The organism is Janibacter sp. Soil728 (genome assembly GCF_001428305.1).
GTDB lineage: Bacteria > Actinomycetota > Actinomycetes > Actinomycetales > Dermatophilaceae > Janibacter.
The window spans coordinates 86,810-105,293 of sequence record NZ_LMRZ01000001.1 but is presented as its reverse complement, the minus strand read 5'-3'; the positions used below and the strand labels follow the sequence as shown (position 1 = coordinate 105,293).

The 18,484-nt window shown below is 66.7% G+C and carries 14 protein-coding genes and 1 pseudogene; 2 read left to right on the top strand and 13 right to left on the bottom strand.

The window, feature by feature from the left end; all coding sequences use genetic code 11:
• Window positions 1-172 precede the first annotated feature (172 nt).
• Window positions 173-1,318 (top strand): HNH endonuclease signature motif containing protein, encoded by a 1,146-nt coding sequence (locus tag ASG73_RS00475; RefSeq protein ID WP_055989243.1) that lies wholly within the window; start codon window positions 173-175, stop codon window positions 1,316-1,318.
• Window positions 1,319-1,435: 117 nt separating this feature from the next.
• On the opposite strand, the gene ASG73_RS00470 is transcribed toward ASG73_RS00475, so the two are convergent.
• Both ASG73_RS00470 and ASG73_RS00465 read right to left on the bottom strand, forming a co-directional pair.
• A complete protein-coding gene (locus tag ASG73_RS00470) occupies window positions 1,436-1,876 on the bottom strand; it encodes a VOC family protein (RefSeq protein WP_055989240.1) in 441 nt (146 codons plus the stop codon).
• 91 nt (window positions 1,877-1,967) lie between these two features.
• The gene (locus ASG73_RS00465; RefSeq protein WP_055989237.1) at window positions 1,968-3,737 is read right to left on the bottom strand and encodes an AMP-binding protein; all 1,770 of its coding nucleotides are present in this window, start codon (window positions 3,735-3,737) and stop codon (window positions 1,968-1,970) included.
• Between the two features lie 149 nt (window positions 3,738-3,886).
• Between ASG73_RS00465 and ASG73_RS18465 the strand changes: the two genes are divergently transcribed.
• Window positions 3,887-4,018 (top strand): hypothetical protein, encoded by a 132-nt coding sequence (locus tag ASG73_RS18465; RefSeq protein WP_268766347.1) that lies wholly within the window; start codon window positions 3,887-3,889, stop codon window positions 4,016-4,018.
• A 13-nt stretch (window positions 4,019-4,031) separates the two neighbouring features.
• Here the strand turns inward: ASG73_RS18465 and ASG73_RS00460 are convergent, their stop codons facing one another.
• From ASG73_RS00460 to ASG73_RS00410, 11 genes and pseudogenes are all read right to left on the bottom strand, one after another.
• Window positions 4,032-4,616, bottom strand: a complete 585-nt coding sequence (locus ASG73_RS00460; RefSeq protein WP_055989235.1) for a dihydrofolate reductase family protein — start codon at window positions 4,614-4,616, stop codon at window positions 4,032-4,034.
• Between the two features lie 80 nt (window positions 4,617-4,696).
• The gene (locus ASG73_RS00455; RefSeq protein ID WP_055989232.1) at window positions 4,697-5,734 is read right to left on the bottom strand and encodes a zinc-dependent alcohol dehydrogenase family protein; all 1,038 of its coding nucleotides are present in this window, start codon (window positions 5,732-5,734) and stop codon (window positions 4,697-4,699) included.
• Between the two features lie 5 nt (window positions 5,735-5,739).
• Window positions 5,740-6,054, bottom strand: coding sequence for a type II toxin-antitoxin system PemK/MazF family toxin (locus ASG73_RS00450; protein WP_055989230.1), 315 nt, complete (start codon window positions 6,052-6,054; stop codon window positions 5,740-5,742).
• A gap of 4 nt (window positions 6,055-6,058) precedes the next feature.
• Window positions 6,059-6,292: a ribbon-helix-helix domain-containing protein gene (locus tag ASG73_RS00445; RefSeq protein WP_055991222.1), complete on the bottom strand. Its 234-nt coding sequence runs from the start codon at window positions 6,290-6,292 to the stop codon at window positions 6,059-6,061.
• Window positions 6,293-6,561: 269 nt separating this feature from the next.
• Complete coding sequence (locus ASG73_RS00440) at window positions 6,562-8,100, bottom strand: hypothetical protein (RefSeq protein ID WP_055989228.1); 1,539 nt, start codon at window positions 8,098-8,100, stop codon at window positions 6,562-6,564.
• Window positions 8,101-8,269: 169 nt separating this feature from the next.
• Window positions 8,270-12,301: a P-loop NTPase gene (locus ASG73_RS17725; protein WP_156466074.1), complete on the bottom strand. Its 4,032-nt coding sequence runs from the start codon at window positions 12,299-12,301 to the stop codon at window positions 8,270-8,272.
• Between the two features lie 242 nt (window positions 12,302-12,543).
• Window positions 12,544-13,857 carry a TniQ family protein gene (locus ASG73_RS00425; RefSeq protein WP_156466073.1) on the bottom strand — a complete coding sequence of 438 codons (1,314 nt, stop codon included), beginning with the start codon at window positions 13,855-13,857 and terminating at the stop codon, window positions 12,544-12,546.
• Window positions 13,854-14,174: a hypothetical protein gene (locus tag ASG73_RS18220; protein ID WP_235499315.1), complete on the bottom strand. Its 321-nt coding sequence runs from the start codon at window positions 14,172-14,174 to the stop codon at window positions 13,854-13,856. Before ASG73_RS18220 ends, ASG73_RS00425 begins: the two co-directional genes overlap by 4 nt.
• 741 nt (window positions 14,175-14,915) lie before the next feature.
• Window positions 14,916-15,347: pseudogene (locus ASG73_RS18595) on the bottom strand (TniQ family protein); the annotation flags it as partial.
• Window positions 15,344-16,336 (bottom strand): hypothetical protein, encoded by a 993-nt coding sequence (locus ASG73_RS18025; protein WP_055989214.1) that lies wholly within the window; start codon window positions 16,334-16,336, stop codon window positions 15,344-15,346. The pseudogene ASG73_RS18595 and the gene ASG73_RS18025, both read right to left, overlap by 4 nt.
• A complete protein-coding gene (locus ASG73_RS00410) occupies window positions 16,333-18,372 on the bottom strand; it encodes a Mu transposase C-terminal domain-containing protein (protein WP_055989210.1) in 2,040 nt (679 codons plus the stop codon). Before ASG73_RS00410 ends, ASG73_RS18025 begins: the two co-directional genes overlap by 4 nt.
• Window positions 18,373-18,484: the final 112 nt, after the last annotated feature.

Sequence of the window (18,484 nt, the reverse complement as noted above, 5' to 3'; positions counted from 1 at the left end):
GTCGTCGTGGTCGCCGGTGGACTGGGTGGGGGTCTGCGAAGGGCGTGGTGCGCCCCGTCCTGCGGTGGGGCACGCGGCGTCGGTGGTGCGGGTGGCCAAGGCCGGCCTGCAGGCCTCGGGGAGTTCGTTGAGCGATCCCGCGCCGACTGCCGCAACCTCCAAGGAGGCGTCCATGTCAGACGCGACAGACGCGGCAGACGCGGCAGGCGAGCAGGGGCCCACCGGAGTGCCAGCCGTCATCGCAGCCTTCGCTGCTGGGGATCTGCCGTTGGGCAAGACCGATCAGCTGGTGCGGTTCGAGGAGTCGGTGCGCCGGGTCGCCGACCCGCAGCTCCTCGTTGAGGACCTGGGGATCCTGCTCGGCCACGCCCGTGACGAGGTCGTCGCCACCGGCCCGGACGCACGCTCGCGGGCTCGGGTGTCGGGGTTGGACGAGAAGAAGCTGGCGGCGGCGATCACGATGACCGGGCGGATGTTGCGCCCGGACAAGGACCTGCGCGAGGAGGACGAGGCTCTGAAGGCCTCCCGGTCACTGGTCAAGTCCGCCGGTGCGTGCGGGATGACGCGCTACCGGGTGGACATGGACCCCGAGGGCGCCGCGATCATCGACGCCGCGCTGGCGGCCTTGTCCGCCCCGGTCAAGGGAGCGGACGGCGAGCTCGATGAGCGCACCCCAGCCCGCCGGCGAGCGGACGCGTTGCTGACGATCATCGGACGCGGGGTGTCCTCCCCGGGTGAGGCGCCCAAGAGCGACAAGGCCCAGGTCATCGTGACGATCAGCCTGCAAGCCCTGACCGCCGACCTGACCCACGGGCGCTGTGGTGCCTGCGGGCAAGACCTGCCCCTGGGGCCTCTCGGGCAGCCCCTGTCGCCTGACGGCCAAGCGGCTCCCTTCGACCGGTCGGACCTGTCGGGGCGACCGGGCGGGTGCGGCACACCGGCCACGGGCCACGCAGGCGGTGTCACCGCCACCGGTCAGGTCCTCTCACCGGCCTCGGTGCGCAAGCTGGCCTGTCAGGCCGGGATCATCCCCGCGCTGCTGGGCACCGACACCGAACCCCTGGAGCTGGGGCGATCTGCGAGGTTCTTCACAGCGGGCCAAAAACGTGCCCTGTACCTACGCGACGGTGGCTGCACCTATCCCGGGTGCACCATGCCCGCCCACTGGTCAGACGCGCACCACGTCGACTACTGGTCCCTGGGCGGCAGTACCGACATCGGCTGCGCCGCGTTGCTGTGCGAGCGCCACCACACCAAGGTCCACGCCCTCGACCTGACCTGCACCATCACCCCCCGCGGCGTCACCTGGCACGTCTAGCCACCACGCCCCGCAGCCGGCCCTGACGGGCCGGCCCACAGGCATGGGCAGCCCGGCCCCACGGGCATGGGCAGCCCGGGCCCCATGCATGAGCAGCCCGGCGAGGGCGTCGAGCGCTCAGCCGATCTTCTCGGCGAGCGAGACGACGATCCCTTCGGGCCCTCGGACGTAGGCCATCCGCCACGCGCCCTGCCACTCGCCCATGCCGCCGACGAGGCCGTACCCCTGGTCGGCGAGCTGCTCGAGGATCGCGGGCAGGCCCTCGACCGCGAAGGTGACATTGCGCAGACCCAGCTGCGTCGACATCGCTGTCGGGGAGCCGGGCTGGTGATCGGGCCGCTCGAAGCAGGACAGCTCCAGGGTGGTCCCGCCGTCCGGTAGACCGAGGGTGGCGATCTCGGAGCGGGAGCCCGGGATGCCGATGACGGTGTCGACGAACTCGCCCTCCATGACCATCCGCCCCTGCAGCTCGAAGCCGAGCCCGACGAAGAAGTCCAACACCTGGTCGAGGTCAGCGACGGTGATGCCCACGTGGTCGAAGCGCTTGATGGCTGCCATGCCGACAGTCTGCTCCTCGCCGCCTCGTGCTGCCGGAGTGCGAGCTGCCGGAGTGCGAGCGGCCGGAGCCGGGGTCGTGGTCCGGGCTCGGTCAGCCGCCGTACAGCGCCGCGATCTCGTCGGCGTAGCGGTCATTGATCGGCTTGCGGCGCACCTTGAGGGTGGGGGTCAGCACATCGCTGCCCGGCGCCCAGTACTCGGGGAGGACCGTGAACCTCTTGACCTGCTCGACGTGGGAGAGCTTGGCATTGCCCGCCGTGATGCCCTTGTCGATCTCGGTGATGAGGGCTGGGTGCTCCGCCAGGACGGCCGGGTCCGCTGCGACTCCGGCCTTCTCGGCGAAGACGGCCGCGGCGTCCGGGTCCAGGGTCACGAGGGCGATGTTGTAGGGGCGGGCATCGCCGACGACGACGATCGTCGCCGCGAGTGGCGTGGTCACCTTGAGCGTGTTCTCGATGTTGGACGGAGACATGTTCTTGCCGGCGGAGCTGATGATCAGCTCCTTCTTGCGGTCGGTGATCGTCAGGTAGCCGTCAGAGTCGATCGTGCCGACGTCACCCGTGTGCAGCCAGCCGTCGGAGTCGATGGCCTCCGCCGTCTTGTCCGGATCGCCGCGGTAGCCGGGCATCACGCAGTCCCCGCGGAAGAGCAGCTCACCGTCGTCGGCGATCTTCATCTCGAAGCCGGGCAGTGCGGGGCCCACAGTCCCCACCTTGGCCCGCCCGGGCGGGTTGATCGTCCCCGCCCCCGCGATCTCCGACATGCCCCAGATCTCGCAGACGTCGATGCCCAGCCCCATGAAGAAGGACAGTGTCTCGGGCGCGATCGCCGCGGCACCCGACCAGGCCCAGCGCAGCTCGTCCAGACCGAGCGCACCCCGGACCTTGCTCAGGACCAGCTTGTCCGCGAGCCGGTACTGCGCCGCGTCCTTGCCGCGGAGCGGCTCGCCGGCCAGCAGCGCGGCGCCCTGCTTCTCGGCCATCGCCAATGCCCAGGTCCCGAGCTTCTTCTTCACCGGGCTCTCGGCCGCGGCGACCTTGGCCTCGATGCCCATCTTGATCTTCTCCCACACCCGGGGCACGGCAAACCAGATCGTCGGGCGGGCGTCGGGCAGCGCGGAGGCAATCATCTTGGGGTCGGCGATGTAGGAGACCTGGACCCCCCTCGCCAGTCCGAAGTACTGCGCCGACGCACGGTCGGCGATGTGGGCGGCCGGGAGGAAGGACGTGATCCTGTCCCCGAAGCGCACGTCGACGACGCCCTCCGCGCCGTGGAGGACGGCCAGCAGGTTGCGGTGGGTGAGCTGGACCCCCTTCGGCGGTCCGGTCGTGCCCGACGTGTAGATCAGGGTGAGGACGTCGTCCGGCTGCACCGCACGCCAGGCCGCCTCGAAGTCGAAGTCGAAGTCGGCAGACCCCAGGCCCTCGAGCTCGGCGAGCGTGTGGGTGGCGCCCTCGGGCTTCCCGTCGATGACGATGAGGTGGTCGAGAGCCACCCCGGAGCCGAGGATCGCGGGCAGCAGGGCGGTCTCGGTCACGGCGATCCGGTTGCCCGCGTTGCCGAAGAGGTACTCGACCTGCTCCGGCGCCGACGTGTTGTAGATCGAGAAGGGGGTCATCCCCAGGTGCATCGCCCCGGCGTCGACCCAGGCGAACTCGGGCCGGTTGGTGAGCATGATGCCGAGGGTGTCCCCGCGCTGATAGCCGAGGGCGGCCAGACCTGCGGCGACGGCCCGCACGTGGTCGCCGTACTCGGCCCACGTGACCGTGACGGCGTCACCTGCGGTGCGCAGCGCCACGGCGCCCGGGTCGACGGTCAGGGTCTGCTGGAAGGCTTCGCAGAGGGTGGTGGCGTCGGACATGGCGTCTCCATCACGGGAGCCCTCCACGCTGAGGGCTTTGGCCGAGAGTAGGGCCCCGGTCGTCGCGCGGCAAGGGGCGGCAAAGAGCCAGATCCAGGGACCCTCCCAGAGGGCGCCGGGCACGTGGTCATGTCGCAGTCGCTGGCTCCATGCCCCTCTGGGAGGGCCGTCTGGACGTCACGATGCGGGTCCTCGAACGCCTCGCTGCCGATGACGGAGTCAGCCTCCGCCTGTCGACCGTCTCTCGTCGCGAGTGCCCCTGGGTCGACCTGACCGGCTGACCGGAGGCAGCGTTCAGCGCTGGCGCGCGAGCGTGATGACCTGGACCCCGCCGGGCAGCGGCACGGTCTCGGTCACCGTGAAGCCGGTCAGTCGGAAGCCCCCGGCAAACATCGGGATGCCGTCACCGATGACCCATGGGTTGAGCTTGACGACGATGCGGTCGATCTCGGGCAGCAGGCTGTGTGCCAGCGTGCCGCCGCCGACGAGCCAGATGCCCAGGCCGTCCTCGGCCTTGAGCCCTCGCACGGTCTCGAGCGGGTCGCCACGGACGAGCTCGATCGCGGGTGCGGGGAGGTCCGTCAGGGTGGTCGACACCACGAGGTGGCGCAGGTGCGGGTAGGCGTCGACGAGACCCGCCGCCAGCCCGAGCTCGTAGGAGGCCCGGCCCTCGATGACCGTGTCGAAGGTGGCGCCCGGCTCGGTCAGTCCCATCGCCTCACGGGCCGGTCCGGGAAGCGTCTCCGGGTAGGTGGCCACGAGGAACTCGACGAGGTCCGGCGTGATCGGGAAGTACTCCTGGCCGCTCGGGTCCCCGCCGTCCGGTCCTGCGATGAAGCCGTCGAGTGTCGCGGCCACGAGGTAGGTCAGTGCGCGCATTGTGTGTCCCTTCGTCCACGGCGACAGTAGGGCAGTGCGCGCGGCCTGTCGCCTCGATATCCGTTGCCGGCGAAGGGGGCTCAGCGCGCCGGGTCGATGATCGTCATCCCCGCGACGCTCGCCCGGTCGAAGACGGGCAGCAGCGTGGCCGCCTCGTCCAACCCGATCGTCCGCTCGACGAGTCGCTGCGGCTGGAGGGCGCCGGACTCGATGAGCGCGAGCATCCCCGGGTAGTCGACGGCGGCCATGCCGTGGCTGCCGAGCAGGTCGAGCTCCCAGCCGATGACCCGCGCCATCGGGACCCGCGGGTGACCGTCGACCGGCGGTAGCAGCCCGATCTGCACGTGCCGGCCGCGACGCCGCAGGCTGTGGATCGCGTCCGCGCAGGTCTGCTCGCTGCCCACGGCGTCGACGGCGACATGGCTGCCGCCGTCCGTCAGGTCGGTGACGGCCGACCCGATGTCCCGTCCGTCGGCGAGCAGGACCTGCTCCGCGCCGAGATCCGTTGCGAGAGCTAGGGCCTCTGGGTTGCGGTCGACCGCGATGACCCGAGCACCGAGCGCCCGGGCGATCATCACCGTGCTCAGCCCGACGCCGCCGGCCCCGACGACGGTGACCCACTCTCCCTTCGTCAGGCGGGCGCGGGCGACGAGTGCACGGTAGGCCGTGGCGAAGCGGCAGCCGAGGCTCGCCGCTGTCGCGAAGTCGACGCCGTCGGGGATCGCCACGAGGTTGGTGTCGGCCGCGTGCAGCGCGACCTGCTCGGCGAAGGAACCCCAGTGCGTGAAGCCGGGCTGCTCCTGGTCGGGGCAGACCTGCGCCTCACCGGCCGCGCACCACTGACAGCGTCCGCACCCGCAGACGAAGGGGACGGTGACCCGGTCCCCGACCCGCCACCGCTCGACGCCGGCGCCGACCTCGGTCACGATCCCGGCCAGCTCGTGACCGGGGACGTGCGGCCAGGCGATGTCGTCGTGGCCGGCCCACGCGTGCCAGTCGCTGCGGCACATCCCGGTCGCCATGACCTGCACGACCACCCCACCCTCAGGAGCGAAGGGGGTAGCCACCTCCCGGACCTCGGGCTGGGCTCGGACGGCGTCGATGACCACGGCTCGCATGCGCGTCATCCTGTCAGCGGCAGGTCCAGGTCGTAGGCCACGACCACGGCGCGCGCCAGCTCGGCCTCCTGTGTGCTCGAGAGATACCCGACCGTGCGCCCGAGCAGCTCCACCGGCACGGTGACCACGTTGTCCAGAGCCACGGCGCACTCCGCATCGAGGCCGTTGTCCCGGCCGACTCGCACCTCGCTCGACAGTCCCTTGAGCGTCGTCGTGATGGGCGCGATCGTCACCTTGGTCATCGCCCCGCGGGCGGTCTCACGCGTCAGCACGAGCGCCGGCCGGGTCTTGTCCAGACGCACCAAGCAGATCTCTCGCACGCCCTCAGTCCCCGACGTCGACGTGGGCAGCGGTCCACTCGACGACGACGTCGAGATCGTCGGCCGTGCCACGCTCGGTGAGGACGGCAACGTCATGCTCAGCGGCCAGACGGCGCATCTCTCGCTCCAGCGCAGATGTCACCAGTGCTGCGCGGCTGGGTGCCTCGCCCCTCGCGACGGAGCGGTCGAGGAACTCGACCATCTCGTCGGGAAGGCGTACGGCGATCTGGGTGCTCATGGACCCCATGGTAACCCAGCGCATCCCGATGTGGGATGCACCTTCGAGCAGCGGTAGGTGTCCGGGTTCGAAGGAATCTGATCACTGGAGGAGGGCCTCACGGGGATTCTGATCACTTCGTGATCGAGCATTCTGACCATGGGCGTGCCTGTTGGAGTTGACCGGAGGGCGACGTCGACCTTTGCTGCGAGGGTGTCCACCATCCTCATGCAGGCGAGTTATCGCCGTCTGGCGTGGCTCAAATCTTCGTCAACAAGTGGTTCGGGTGGTCACGAAAGGCTGGGCCCCTCTGGTGTTTCCGCCGGTTCGCGCTCGTTGAGGGTCTTCGAGGCAAGCTCTTGGTTCGCGAGGATCTGGATGCCGGGAAGATCAGTGAGAGAATCCCAACCGGCTCCGACGATGGGATTACGTGGTGCCGTCTCCAAGAGGTCCTCAATCGCTGCCTGTACGCGCGGCGGTCGTGGAGCCATGGGTGGGCGCGCGAAGATCCTGTCCCGTAGTCGTTCGCCGAGGTCTGTACGCCTGGCCAGTGCGGCAGTCAGGAGTTCGACGTCGTTGGACGTGGCGGCGGCGATGGGGAGCACCTCGGAGATCAGGTGGTCCTCAGACAGGGTCTCGATGACGTAGTGGGGCTCGAGGGTGACGACAAGCCCGATGAAGGGGCGATCGCGAGGGATATGAGCGAAGTTCGGGTGACGAGTGCGGATGAGATTGGCCGTGGTCTCGAGCTGCTCCCTGGCCTTCTCGATCTTCTTCATGGCGGTTGAGGAGTCCCCCTGTCGCGCATCCAGGTCGGGTCGCCCGCTTTTGCACTCGACGAGCATCACGCACTCTGCCGTGACGACGATGTAGTCGCAGCTCTTCCCGCTGTCTTTGCCGTAGGTGATCTCGCGATGGACCTGCGCGTGCGCAAGAAGGTCCAACTGTGCGCCGATGTAATTCTCGAAGGCATCTCCGAGCGCCTGGCCGAAGGTCTTACCGAAGACGTCGAGACCGAGGTAGTAGAGGCCGGTGGGGGTGAGTTGGCCCATCAGGAAGTGTGGCGCGGGACCAACCAGGTCCTCCCCGACGTCGAGAAGGGGCCGTCTCTCCAGGGGGCTTTGGGACCACTTCGGAGATGGCTGGAACATATTTGCCCGGGCCTCTGCCTGGGCGTCGGGGACAGACTGGGCGAAACGCCGCGTGATGACGGACCTCACCTGATCCGCGCTGAGCGGGGAGAAGAGCGGCGCGACGTGGGGAGCGGCCAGGGTCGCCCACCCGATGGCGCCATTGTTGCTGCCGAGGGCCACGAGCATGATCCAACCGATTCGCCAGTAGTCGACAAGCGTGACGCCGAGGTGACTCTGCCAGTCCGCCGGCGTCGGTCCGTTGACCACTTGAGGCAGGTAGTCCGCTGTCAGGGCGTGCAGGCGACCGAAGGCCTCCGGCCCCATGCTCTGGGCAGGATATTGCTCGTGGGCCATTCGGGCGAGAATCGCGCTCACGTCGAGGTTGCCCTCAACCACTTCGGGTTCGGGGAGGTCAATGTAGGCGCTGCAGAGGACCTGGAGGCTGGGGATCCTGCGCGGCCACGAGCGGTCGTCCGTGCCGTGCTGCAGCGCAACTCGCGCGATCCCGGCGATGGTGAACTCCTGGACGACGCCGAGGGGCTCGTCCGTCGAATATCGCCGGTTAGCGGCTTCCCACGCGCGACCGGAGAGCTCACGCAGCAGCGGGGTTAGCGGGTACCTACGGATCTCACTGGCGAAAGTGGTGTAGTTGCGCGCGAAGGGGGGTCGGCGGCGCTCACTTCGTTCACGGTCCATCGGGATACCTCGTCGCCCCACTCGCTTTGTGATGCACGAATCCTCCCCTTTTCGTTGTCAGGCGCTACTTCATCTCTGCCGGCCGGTCGTCGCTCGAGTGCGGCCCACCCAGCACCGTAGGTGCCTCCGGGAACTGGGGTGGCGTGGTTGGGGTTGTGACTGGATCACATCAAGAGTAGGGGTCCTGGCCGAAGCCGTTCTGCTGACTCAACCGAGCGAAGTGAAGAGCAAGGACTGCCGATAGGAGGACACTCTCATCACTCGTGAGGACGTCGTCCGTCGAGGCTGGGATCACCACCGCGGCCAATGCTGTTGTTGCGGTCCCTGCTTCCTCGGCGGCGACCTGCGACTCCAGGGTGCGAAGCGCTTCAGCGGCGGCGCTGTTCGTCAGACCGTTTGCCGTCCGTGTCGGCTGTGGTCGGCCTTCCTCAGACGTGCTGGGTGAGACGGGATGCGCAGGTGCCGGGGGCAGCCGGCGCATACGGACCAGCGCAGCATTCGTTGATCGGACGATTAGGTCTTCCAGCGCAGCGATTGGCGGGAGAGGGTCGTCCGAATTGCGGGCGAGCCCGCTTGCTGTGGCCCACATGGCTGCTTGCTCGGGCGTCAAGGGGATGGGTGAACGAGAAGAGCTGTAGCTCAGCTGAAGGCCCACATCAAGTGAGACGCGGTGTGGCTCAGCGAAATTGAGGGGCGCCTCAGCCATGCCTTGATCCTGGTCGGGGCCAATGGGGCCACGGTGCCCGACAGCAAGTACAACGAGTCGACCGGCGAGTTCGCTGCGGTCGTCGTCTGACAACGTGTCGAGTCGCTCCGCGAGCGGGTCGAGATCGTCCATGGATGCCGTGATTAGCCATGCCTTCTGGTCTAGAGACCACGTTGGAGGGTCGGGATCGAGGACGCGCTCTATTTCGGGGCTAGAGAAATCGTGGAGAAGCTGGTGGAGCAGAACTGACGCCGCGCTGGTCGTCTGGCTCGCGACATCAGCCCAGATCTCGTCAGACGAATCGAGGGGTTCCGAAGCTCTGATCCGACCCGAAACCTTCGGCGCCGTGGCGATGGCTGCTGCCAGATTGGCAGATCGCTCGAGGTTCTTGATGAGCTCGTCGGGGATAGGCGAGCCGAGGTGTCCAAGAACGGTCCGGCCCTCTCCGAGGGCGTCCTCGAGGGTCTTGGCCGCCGACCGCAAAGACATAGCTACGGCAAGTGGTCTGGGCGGCGACTGTGCTTGGTCTCCCGGACATAGCGCCTCCAACGCGTCGGCAGCGATAGACAGGGCATGGCTGGTGGCATCGCGACGACGGTCCACTTGATCGTGTCGGCCTGCGGCTACCGCAGGCCCCGCTGTGCGACCCATTGGAGGCGGACTGATGTCAGCGAGCCGATGGTTCGCCTGCTCAACGCGTTGGAGCCAAGCAGTCCTTCGGCCGCTGTTGTCATGAGGCTTAAGTCGTAGTGGTACTTGGGCGCTGAGATCGACTAGTTCTTTGGCTACCTCGATCTGCTCTCGAATCACCTCGGTCCAAGTTTGAGATTCAGTCGCGCGGCGGAGTGCAGCCTGAAAGCCAACGGCCTGCCTAACGGAGGAGCGGTTGGGGAACCGCTTACGGTGCATGTTCTTGTGCCCAGGCTCATGATCTGCGACGCGATAAGGAGTGCCAGACGCGGTCAGTGTTCGCAATTCGAACTGACTGATCTCAGGGCATGCGTCCTTTAGTCGTTCGATGCAAGCGACGACATCTACGTTGAGTGCTTCAGATCGATCTGTGCGTGGCGAATCCCAGTCCATCACTGGAGGCAGTGCCCCATCGAAAGGAAGTAACCGTTGCACTTGGATCTTGCCGCCGGCCGCATCGACCTCGACGGCAAGAGTCCACGGATCAGCCTGGGCGACGGCTAGCGCCCGCTGGTTGGGCGAGCCCAGCACGGACTCGATTTCGCTGGGTGGGATATGGCGAGCCAAGGCAGAAACCAGCCGTGAGTACACCAACGCAGTGCGCACGTCGTGTGGCCTCTCTACCCTCTGAGTAAGAGTGCGGATCGCTGGCAAGGGCACCCTCAGGTATTCACGCCCTGCTTCGAGCAGGCGAACTATGTCGACGATGTCGGAATCACTCAGGAGTCGCGCGACGACACCGTCCGTCAGGGCCGCGCAGGTCTCCGCCAAGGTGTTATCGAAGTTAACGCGGAGCGGCATCTGGGCCGCGACGTCCTTCACCCTGTTGATCATGGTGCGCCATGCCTCAGAAGAGGAGGGCTCCAGTGTGAACTCTTGGTTCCGCGTGGGGTAAACCAGCATGGCGAGGTCGGACAGTTGGACCCCCGGTCGGAGGTTCGAGCGAAGGACGGGGATCGAAGCTTGAGCGTAGATGGCATTGTCAGCGCGTTCTGCGCCCTCTAGAACTCTCGCCACCTCAACTGCGGTGCGTTCTGGGGCTGTGATGAGGCGGCCAATGGCAGGGATTAGTTCAGGGACGCTAGCCGCGTCCCGCTCGGCTGCTCGCCTCAGGATCCAGCCGGCCTCGCCCGGCTTGAGTAGGGCGGCTACACGCGCCCACGTAGCGCCCAGGGTGGGCGGAGGGCTCTCATGCAAGAGCTCGGTGATGGTGGCCGAACGAAGTTCGTGGAGGCCGCGCCAGGTTCCCAGGTCCTCAACAATGATGTGCTCGTCGCGGAGTATGGCAAGGGCATCGCCGACTGGCGCCTCATCGCCTGTAGGGGCTAGAGCTGCTGCTAGGCGGTTGGAGTCAAGGGAGAGTCCGAGCGCATGGGCAGCTGTAAGTAGCCGCGCCGCGTCTCGCTGCAACCGCCGATCCGGGCGAGCTAGATCGGCTACTTGGGTGCTGAGGACTTGGCGCAGCCGCTGACCCGTTGTGAGGACAGCCAAGAATTCCATCAGTAGTCCCTCGCTCTCGGCAAGAGCCTCTTGCACATCCATACGCAGAGTTATCCCCATGTCCTGCGCACGTGATCCAATCTCTCTCGCCGTGGCAAGGTCGAGGTGGGGTTGGACGACTCGGGTTGCACCAACCAGCAAGCTTGGATGGAAGTCCTCTGCTCGAGCAGCACCCAGCAGATAAGTGTGCTGGGTTTCTCGCAGCCGCTTAGCAGCGTCGGGCCAAGCCGCGGTTGCGGGCCGGCCGAGATCGTCGGCGACTACGAGTACTGGGCTATGTTCGCTCGGGCGCATGAGACGTACGTGACGACCCAGCGAAACCGCATCGTTCTCGGTGGCCACCCGACGAACTCTCAGGACCCGGGACGAGGGAACCAAGTCGCGGGCAGCCCGCCAGAGGAGGACCGATTTGCCAGAACCGGACGGGCCAAGAATCAGCACACTGTGCTCGTCGCGCAGGCCCTCTGCACAAGCGACGAGTTCGATGGGGCGGATGACATCAAGGTTGGCCGCCACGTGGCCAGGCTGGCCGTCCATGCCGAGATAGAACGTTCGGGCCGGGACGGCGTCGGGCGCAAGGAAGTCGGCGGGTTCACAGACGCCCGCTTGCTGGGCCCGGTCAAGTCCGCGCGTGTCGACGGCATCTTGGACGCTGGAGACAACCTGATCGACGTCGGTCGTCCGGAGCCGGCGTGCTGCCTGGGGCTTACTGTGGCGCTGAGCTGCCGAAGCATCTGCGATCAGCTCGGTCAGCTTGCCCACAGAAAGTCCGCACACGGTGGCGGGGCGTCCTGTCGACTGTGCCAGGAGTTGTTCACTCAGTTCTCTCACGCGGTACGGCAGTTGAACCACGTGGGCCCGCGACACGATGCTTTTGGCCTCGCCACCGCCATATTTGAGGTCGATTAGGGCATTGACGACGTTTTCGACGCCCTGAGTCTGCTGACTGGAAAGTACGTCAAACCAGCCAGTGAAAGAGAGGCCAGACCCCAAGGTCCCGTCGGTCACCAGGGTGATCTCGGAACCTCTCCCACTTGCTTCCGCATGGGCTAGAGCCATGGCAACCGCAGCCGCAGCAAGACGCCCTTGGCCGGCACTGACCTCCTTCATCTGCACGAATGTCTGGGCGCCGTTCGCGTGCTCGCAGTCGGCATCCTCATAGCCCTCTGGAGTGATACAGACGAAGGGCAGCTCACCAGCGTGGCCGGCGATCAGCATGTACACGCATACGTCGACCTGCCACGTCACGCCCGCGACGTTGCGTGAGCCCTGTCGGAGGTCGTCCCAGAGATTCTGGGGGTCCATGGCGCGCCGACGGTCAAGCGTCGTTTGAGTGGCTGCTCCGTTCGGTTGTTCTTTGCGCGCAGGACGCCGCGGGCTCCTCGACCGCGTCTGACCTGAGGGTGCCCCTCGCTTCCGCTTTGGAGCCACGGCTTGCCCCCCAAGGTTGGTGTCCGGCCTTCTTCCGACTATCTGGTGCCATTCAACTCGCTTCTGGGGTCCCGTGGCTCCTCGCGAACGACATTTGTCAGGTAGCCGGTCGAGCGCTACTCAGTCGGGGATGCCTGGTCGGCTTCAGTCGACCGCCGGTCGCTTAAGAGGGAGCGCGAGGCTCGCTGTAATGCGTCGAGGTATTCCCCGAATTGGCCCGTTGACTCAAGATGCCACCACAGTCGCCGTAGCGGGACCTGCCGGGTCCCGGGCCAGTTCAGATGATCGCAGGCCTCTTTGAGGTTCCCTCCCGTGGCCAGCATGAACGCAGCCTGAGCGGCAGCGATCTGGACGTCGCGGGTGGTTAGCCAAGGCGTGAAGTCCGTCAGGGTCGGTACTGCCAGGTGCTTGGGGATCATGCGGGGAAGAGAGGTCATGGCAGCGGCTCTGGTCCGCGGGGTCACGAGAGGTTGGTGCTCGCTGGGGATGCGGATGTCGCGCGCCCATGGGTCGAGGAAGTGGCCCGGCTCCGAGACGTAGCGCGTGAGGTCCGAGCGCAGCCCGAAAGGACTGGTTGCACCGAACTTTTGCAGTACATGGTTGAGGTAGGCGCCCTTGTGCCTGCCACGGACCAGGTCGTCGAGAGCGTGTGGCCACTCATCGATCGCCGTCTCGACGGCGGTGAAGGCGTCGGGCAGGAGTTTGGCCATGAAGCTGGGCTGCCAGATGTCCGTTGGCTCGAGCGCTGAGGTTCCCCTTCGGCTTGCGAGCACGGCGGTGGCAGCCAGCAGTTCGGTGAAGCCGTCCCGGACGGACAGCCGTTGGAAGGACCGTCTGCCCGCCAGAATGGCCTCGAGGTCGGCCTGAGTGTCGACCAGACCTTGCCAGTCAAACGAGGTGGCGTTCTCGGAGTCACCCTTGGCGCAGGGGCGGAGTAGGGCTTCGTGCTGAAGGCATACGGTCACCCAGGGGTAGCGCCAGACGAGCAGGTCGACGTCTGGTCGCTCTCGGTCGCAGCGAGGGCACCACCGCCGCGATCTGGGGTGGGCAACCCACCCGACACTGCCTACGTCACGGGCCTTTGCTGTTCCGACGACCGGGTCGAAGAGGGCGATGGTGCCCTCGTCGAGGCTGAGGGTGATGCCCTGGTGGGCTGACAACTGCATGGCCAGCACTTCGGTGTGACAGAGGTTGAGCCGCTTGGCCACCGCCGCCGCCACGGGCTGGGTCATGGAGACCCCGGACGTGCACGCGGTGCGGCCGCGATGTAACCGGTTGGCCCAGCGGCGGCTAATGGGCTCGACGAGGGTTGCTGGGTGGCACTGGTACTCATCGCCCGTTCGTTCGAGGTAAGCGGGCCAAGCCTCCCCTTTGAAAGGGGCGACGCGCAGTGCAAGGGGTGTGACGTTCTCGTTCAGGTCTGGGTTCATGGACGCGACTCCGATGTGCAGGGGCACCACGTGGCGGTGGGGTCGTCATTGCGGCACCGGGGTGCCTGGGCCTGCTTGAGGGAGCAGGTGCCGAAGTCGTCGGTGACATCCGGTCTGCGGTGCCACGCTGCCCGTGTGGGCTGGTGTGGGAGCACATCGGCCGTGCTCTGTGCGGCGTTGATCAGGTCGTCCTTGAGGTGGTGGAACCGCGCGGAGAAGCAGTAGCGGGTCCAGTTGCGGGCCTTGTCCGGCGGGATGCCCAACGTGGCCCCGGAGTCGGCCCAGGTGGCGCCGCTGTGCATGCGGACGAGCAGCATTGCGAGGACGGCGCGGAGGATGAGCTGGTCGGGGCGAGTGCTCGTCCGCCACTTCGGTGGGAGCGTGCAGGGCCACGCCAGTTGCGGCACATCGTCGGGAGCCCATGGGAGCAGTGGCAGCGTCTGCTGGTCATGTACGCGCTGTCGGGCTAGGCGGATGTGGACCCTACCTACGCGAGCGAGGGCGGTAGTCGTCACGGGTGTCAGGGCAGAGGCTGGCCGCGTGGCTCGTGCGAAGGTGTCTCGGTGCGGACTGGGGATACCGGCGGTACGACACCACTCGAGGAGTTCGTCAGCTGCCTGGTCGACGGACTCGGCCTTCACGAAGGGTGCGACGTCCATGACGAGCTGGTGAACCTCCAGGGCATCGCGTGGTGGCGATGTCCATCGGTGGTTTCGAAGCGCTGTGGTGGTGCGGCTGCGTCCGAGCGAGATGGATATGCCGATGGCTGCCTGCCACGCCTGCAGCGTCTTCAGACTGCTTTGTTGCTTGCCTGCGACGACGCCGACCTGCGAACCGATAGTCGTGCGGAAGTTCCTCGTGGACTCGGTTGCCTCCGGAGGGCATGGCCTCATGTCTCCTTCCGCAAGGTCGGCCCCACAGGTCCCGTGGCCGAAGGGGAGGTCGCAGAAACGTGAACCGATCCGGGTGGCCGCTCGGGAAGGGGCAGTTGCGTTGAGGCCGTTGTACCGGCCAATGACCCCTTCACAGCGGGGGCATCGGTGCTCCAGCCAGCACCCGTGAAGGGTGCACGTGGTGATCCACGGGATCCGCCACTCCAGGCGCCATACGCCGTCAGTTCGCAGGCAGGTCGCGCAGTAGCGACCGCCGGCGAGGAAGACCCACCCTTGGTTCGTCACTCGCTGGGTCGCGGCCATTTGATGTCTCTGAGGGATGTCTAGCCCGGTCAAGTCGAACGCTGACTGGTCGAGGCTGGCCAGCTGCATTTGCAGGACCTCCGTCGCCTCGAGGTTGAGCTCCTCGGCGGTCGCCGAGGCGGTCTGCGCGTCGAGGAGGACACCGTGGTAGCCCGGCCACCGGCCGTCGCGCCGAAGCCGGATATGGTCGGCCAGCCTGGCAACGGTCGCGTCGTACTGGGCTGCAGTGCGGGCGAGGTATCCGTGCCACGCCTCGTTCGGGTGCGGGGCGACACGCAGAGGTAGCGGGGTCATGCCCTGACCTCCATGGACAGGGTCGCCCGTGCGGGGTCGATCTCTGAGTAGGTCGTTGTCAGTGCGTCGTGGTCGAGGGTGGCCTCGTTCGCGATGGCGTAGTTCGCTGCCGAGGTCACCCACCTGATCGCGAGGCCGGGGCGCCCGAGGGACCCTTCGACCAGCGCGTGGAGCGCTCCATGCGTCAGGCGGAACTGTTTCGCGCCCCCGGGTAGGGCCAGGTGGTGCTTGAGCTCCCGTAGAAGCCGTTCCCATCCCGTCGTGGACTTACCGTCTGGGGTCTTCCAGTCGCCGCACATCACCCAGTCGTGAGCGGATAGGCGTACCTGTTCGCCGGCGGTGCCTTGGAAGATGCCGTCCCGCTTCAGGTCGGCCCCGATGATGACAGCGGGAACGGGGATGCCAGTGATCAGGCTCTTCAGACCCGTGGCCAGCGCTGTTGAATCCTTCGACCCAGCGCCGAGCATGCCGTGCACGTCGTCGACGATGTACCCCTGGAACCCGACCTTGGGCGTCATGTGGCGGATGGCGGAGATGCAGTCGGCCAGCGACGGGCGTTTCGAATCCACGAGCGCTCCGACACTCTGAGCCAGAGATCGAGCTACGCCAGCGGCGCCCGTCTGGCGCCGTACTTCTGCATAGGCCCAAGGTCTTGGGTGCACGCAGGTGGGGTGGGGTGGTGGTTCTGTCTGCGCCTTCGCGGTCTGCTTCAGAGCGACGGACAGTGCGGCGAAGGTCTTCCCGGCCAGAGGTGAACCGTCGATGATGACCACGTCGCGGCCACCCAACGGTGCGCGGCGGCTGCGGTGTTGCGCTCGGGCAATGGCACTCTCGACGTTCTTCGTGTCGTCCGTGACGAGGGGGCCGATGCCGAGGTTCCATTCCACGTACGCGTCGAGGGGCTCGCCGCTGCGGGGTTTTGCGCGCTTCTGGAGCCACTCGATGTGTGCCGGCCAGGTCGAGGGGTCGTCGGCGTGGAAGGTGCTCACGAGGCCTCCTTGCGGCCGAGGATGGCGTTGTCGGGGGAGTAGTCGTCGAGGTTGTCGAGGTCGATCTCTTCGTCCTGGTCGGCCAGGTCGGAGTCGAGGATGTCGTCGCTGTCGGCCGTGGTCTGGACGATTTCTCCTGGGAGGGTCTCCCGGTCGTTGCTGTTCCCGAAGGCGAGCTCGCGGAACTCGGGGCTGGCGTCGGCGAGGTCGTGCGCGTAGTCGTGGGCGCGGCCGGCTTCGAGGGCCAAGATTCGGGCTTCGTTGCGGTCGGTGAACTTCTCGGGTGCCCAACGGTTGACGAACTCGGCGCTGGCGTTGGTGAGGTCTGTGGCGTTCAGGGGACGGGAGTCACCACGGATGAGTTGCTTGCGGATGGCTGTGTCGAAGGCGTCGCTGCAGGGCATAAGAGCGTGCGGTGATTCGCCGGCTCGTGGGATGCACAGCCACTCCCCAGTGACCGGATGCCGCGTGTAGACCCGGCTGATGTCCCAGCGGTCGTAGAAGACCAGGAGGGGCGTGGCCGGCGTGCCCACCCCTCGTGCGAGGTGTTGACGAAGGGAGACCAACGTTGCGTTGTTGTAGACGCGTCCGTTGATGTTGATCCCGTAGGGCTGGACCAGGCACTTCTTCGAGGACAGCAGCTGGATGAGCCGGAAGGGGTCCGTCGGGACGGTGACCTCGCCTCCTGATTCAAGGTAGGCCTCGAAGACACCGGCTGGGCACAGGGGCGTCTGGGAGTTGTGGAGGTCGGCGAGTCCTTGGTGTTCGCGCCAGTGGTAGATCTCCAGCACGTACTCCCATAGGGCGTCGCGTAGGTCTTGAGCTGTCAGCGTGGCGAGGTCCTCGACGCCCTTGGGATGGTTGTTGACGTTGGCGCCCTTGTACGCGGTCAAGAGGGACTGGACCTCGCGCCAACCGTTGTGGAGGGACTCGACCACTCCCTTCGCATGGGCCGCTCGGGGCGGGCAGAAGATCACGTCCACGTCGATGCGGGCGCAGGCGGACATCAAGTGTTCCGAGTCGAACTCACGCCCGTGATCGACAACGATCGCGCTGGGGATGAGCGCCGGCTTGGTTCCCAAGATGTCGATGTGGTTCGAGTCGGCCGGCTCATCGGGGTCGTGATTGACGGCGATCAGGCGAGGCATCCCGTGGTGGTGGATGAGTTCGTAGGGGTAGCCGGATCGAGTCACAGTTGGTCGGCCGATGTCCCACAGAAGCATGGTCACGTCCCGGGTGGTCGCTGATCCGGTGATGACCCGAAGGGCGAGGACGCAGCGGGTGAAGACGTCGATGGCGGTGAGGATTGTCGAGCGGATCCAGCCGAGTCGGGGGTCAAAGACGTGGATGTTGGTGGTCGTTGCGTCGATCTGGACGATCTCACCGGGTCGCGAGACGAGCCGTCGGCCGTAGACGACGTCGGGCTTCAGCGCCACGCGTTCTCGGCCTTTGGCCTCGTGATGGAGGTCGAGGGCCCGGGAGAGTTCGCCGATGATGATGCGCAGCTTGTAGTCGGTCAGCTCCTGGCCGACACCAGCCTGAGCCAGCGCCGCCTTGCCGAGCACCAGGAGTGCCTTGTTGCTCGTGCGGGCTCGACCGGGTTGCGCGTGGAGGAACTCGGTTAGCACCGCGATCACCTCTTCGTCGGCACCAGCCAGTTGATGCTTGCGGGCCTTCTTGTTGCCGTGGATCAGCGCTTCGATTCCGTTGAGGTCGACGGCGTCGAGTTGGCGTCGAAGTTGCGGGACCGAGGTGGCGGACTCGCCCCGCGCCTTTAGCTCTTCGGACTTCGCCCTCCATCGTTCGCCCTTGTTGTGCACTAGCGGGTCGTAGGTGGGCGAGAGCACTCCCCGCGCGCGGTCCGCCTCCGGGGTGCCGTGGCGGCTGCCGGTGGCAGCCTGCTTCAGGTCGCGGTAGCGAGTCTCGATCCGCTTGCGCTCCTCGTCGGGGAGCTCAGCCAGGAGCGGTGACTGGAACTCCGCCTCGGTCTCGGCGTCGGGTGTCGCCGGTTCCAGGTCCGCGATGGCCGCGAACAAGGAAGCGATGGGGACCCGTTGGAGACCTGACCCGTTATCGATCAGGGCTTCCAGCCTTCCGGCGGGCCCACGCTCGAAACTGACGATGCGGACGGTCTTCTTTTCGTACGTG

Bases quoted from the DNA above. Each gene is read 5' to 3' on its own strand.
- ASG73_RS00455 (WP_055989232.1), bottom strand. From the start codon at position 5,734: ATGCGAGCCGTGGTCATCGACGCCGTCCGAGCCCAGCCCGAGGTCCGG.
- ASG73_RS18465 (WP_268766347.1), top strand. From the start codon at position 3,887: ATGCCCCTCTGGGAGGGCCGTCTGGACGTCACGATGCGGGTCCTCGAA.
- ASG73_RS00460 (WP_055989235.1), bottom strand. From the start codon at position 4,616: ATGCGCGCACTGACCTACCTCGTGGCCGCGACACTCGACGGCTTCATC.
- ASG73_RS00465 (WP_055989237.1), bottom strand. From the start codon at position 3,737: ATGTCCGACGCCACCACCCTCTGCGAAGCCTTCCAGCAGACCCTGACC.
- ASG73_RS00440 (WP_055989228.1), bottom strand. From the start codon at position 8,100: ATGGACCGTGAACGAAGTGAGCGCCGCCGACCCCCCTTCGCGCGCAAC.
- ASG73_RS18220 (WP_235499315.1), bottom strand. From the start codon at position 14,174: ATGCTGCTCGTCCGCATGCACAGCGGCGCCACCTGGGCCGACTCCGGG.
- ASG73_RS17725 (WP_156466074.1), bottom strand. From the start codon at position 12,301: ATGGACCCCCAGAATCTCTGGGACGACCTCCGACAGGGCTCACGCAAC.
- ASG73_RS00425 (WP_156466073.1), bottom strand. From the start codon at position 13,857: ATGAACCCAGACCTGAACGAGAACGTCACACCCCTTGCACTGCGCGTC.
- ASG73_RS00470 (WP_055989240.1), bottom strand. From the start codon at position 1,876: ATGGCAGCCATCAAGCGCTTCGACCACGTGGGCATCACCGTCGCTGAC.
- ASG73_RS00475 (WP_055989243.1), top strand. From the start codon at position 173: ATGTCAGACGCGACAGACGCGGCAGACGCGGCAGGCGAGCAGGGGCCC.
- ASG73_RS00445 (WP_055991222.1), bottom strand. From the start codon at position 6,292: ATGAGCACCCAGATCGCCGTACGCCTTCCCGACGAGATGGTCGAGTTC.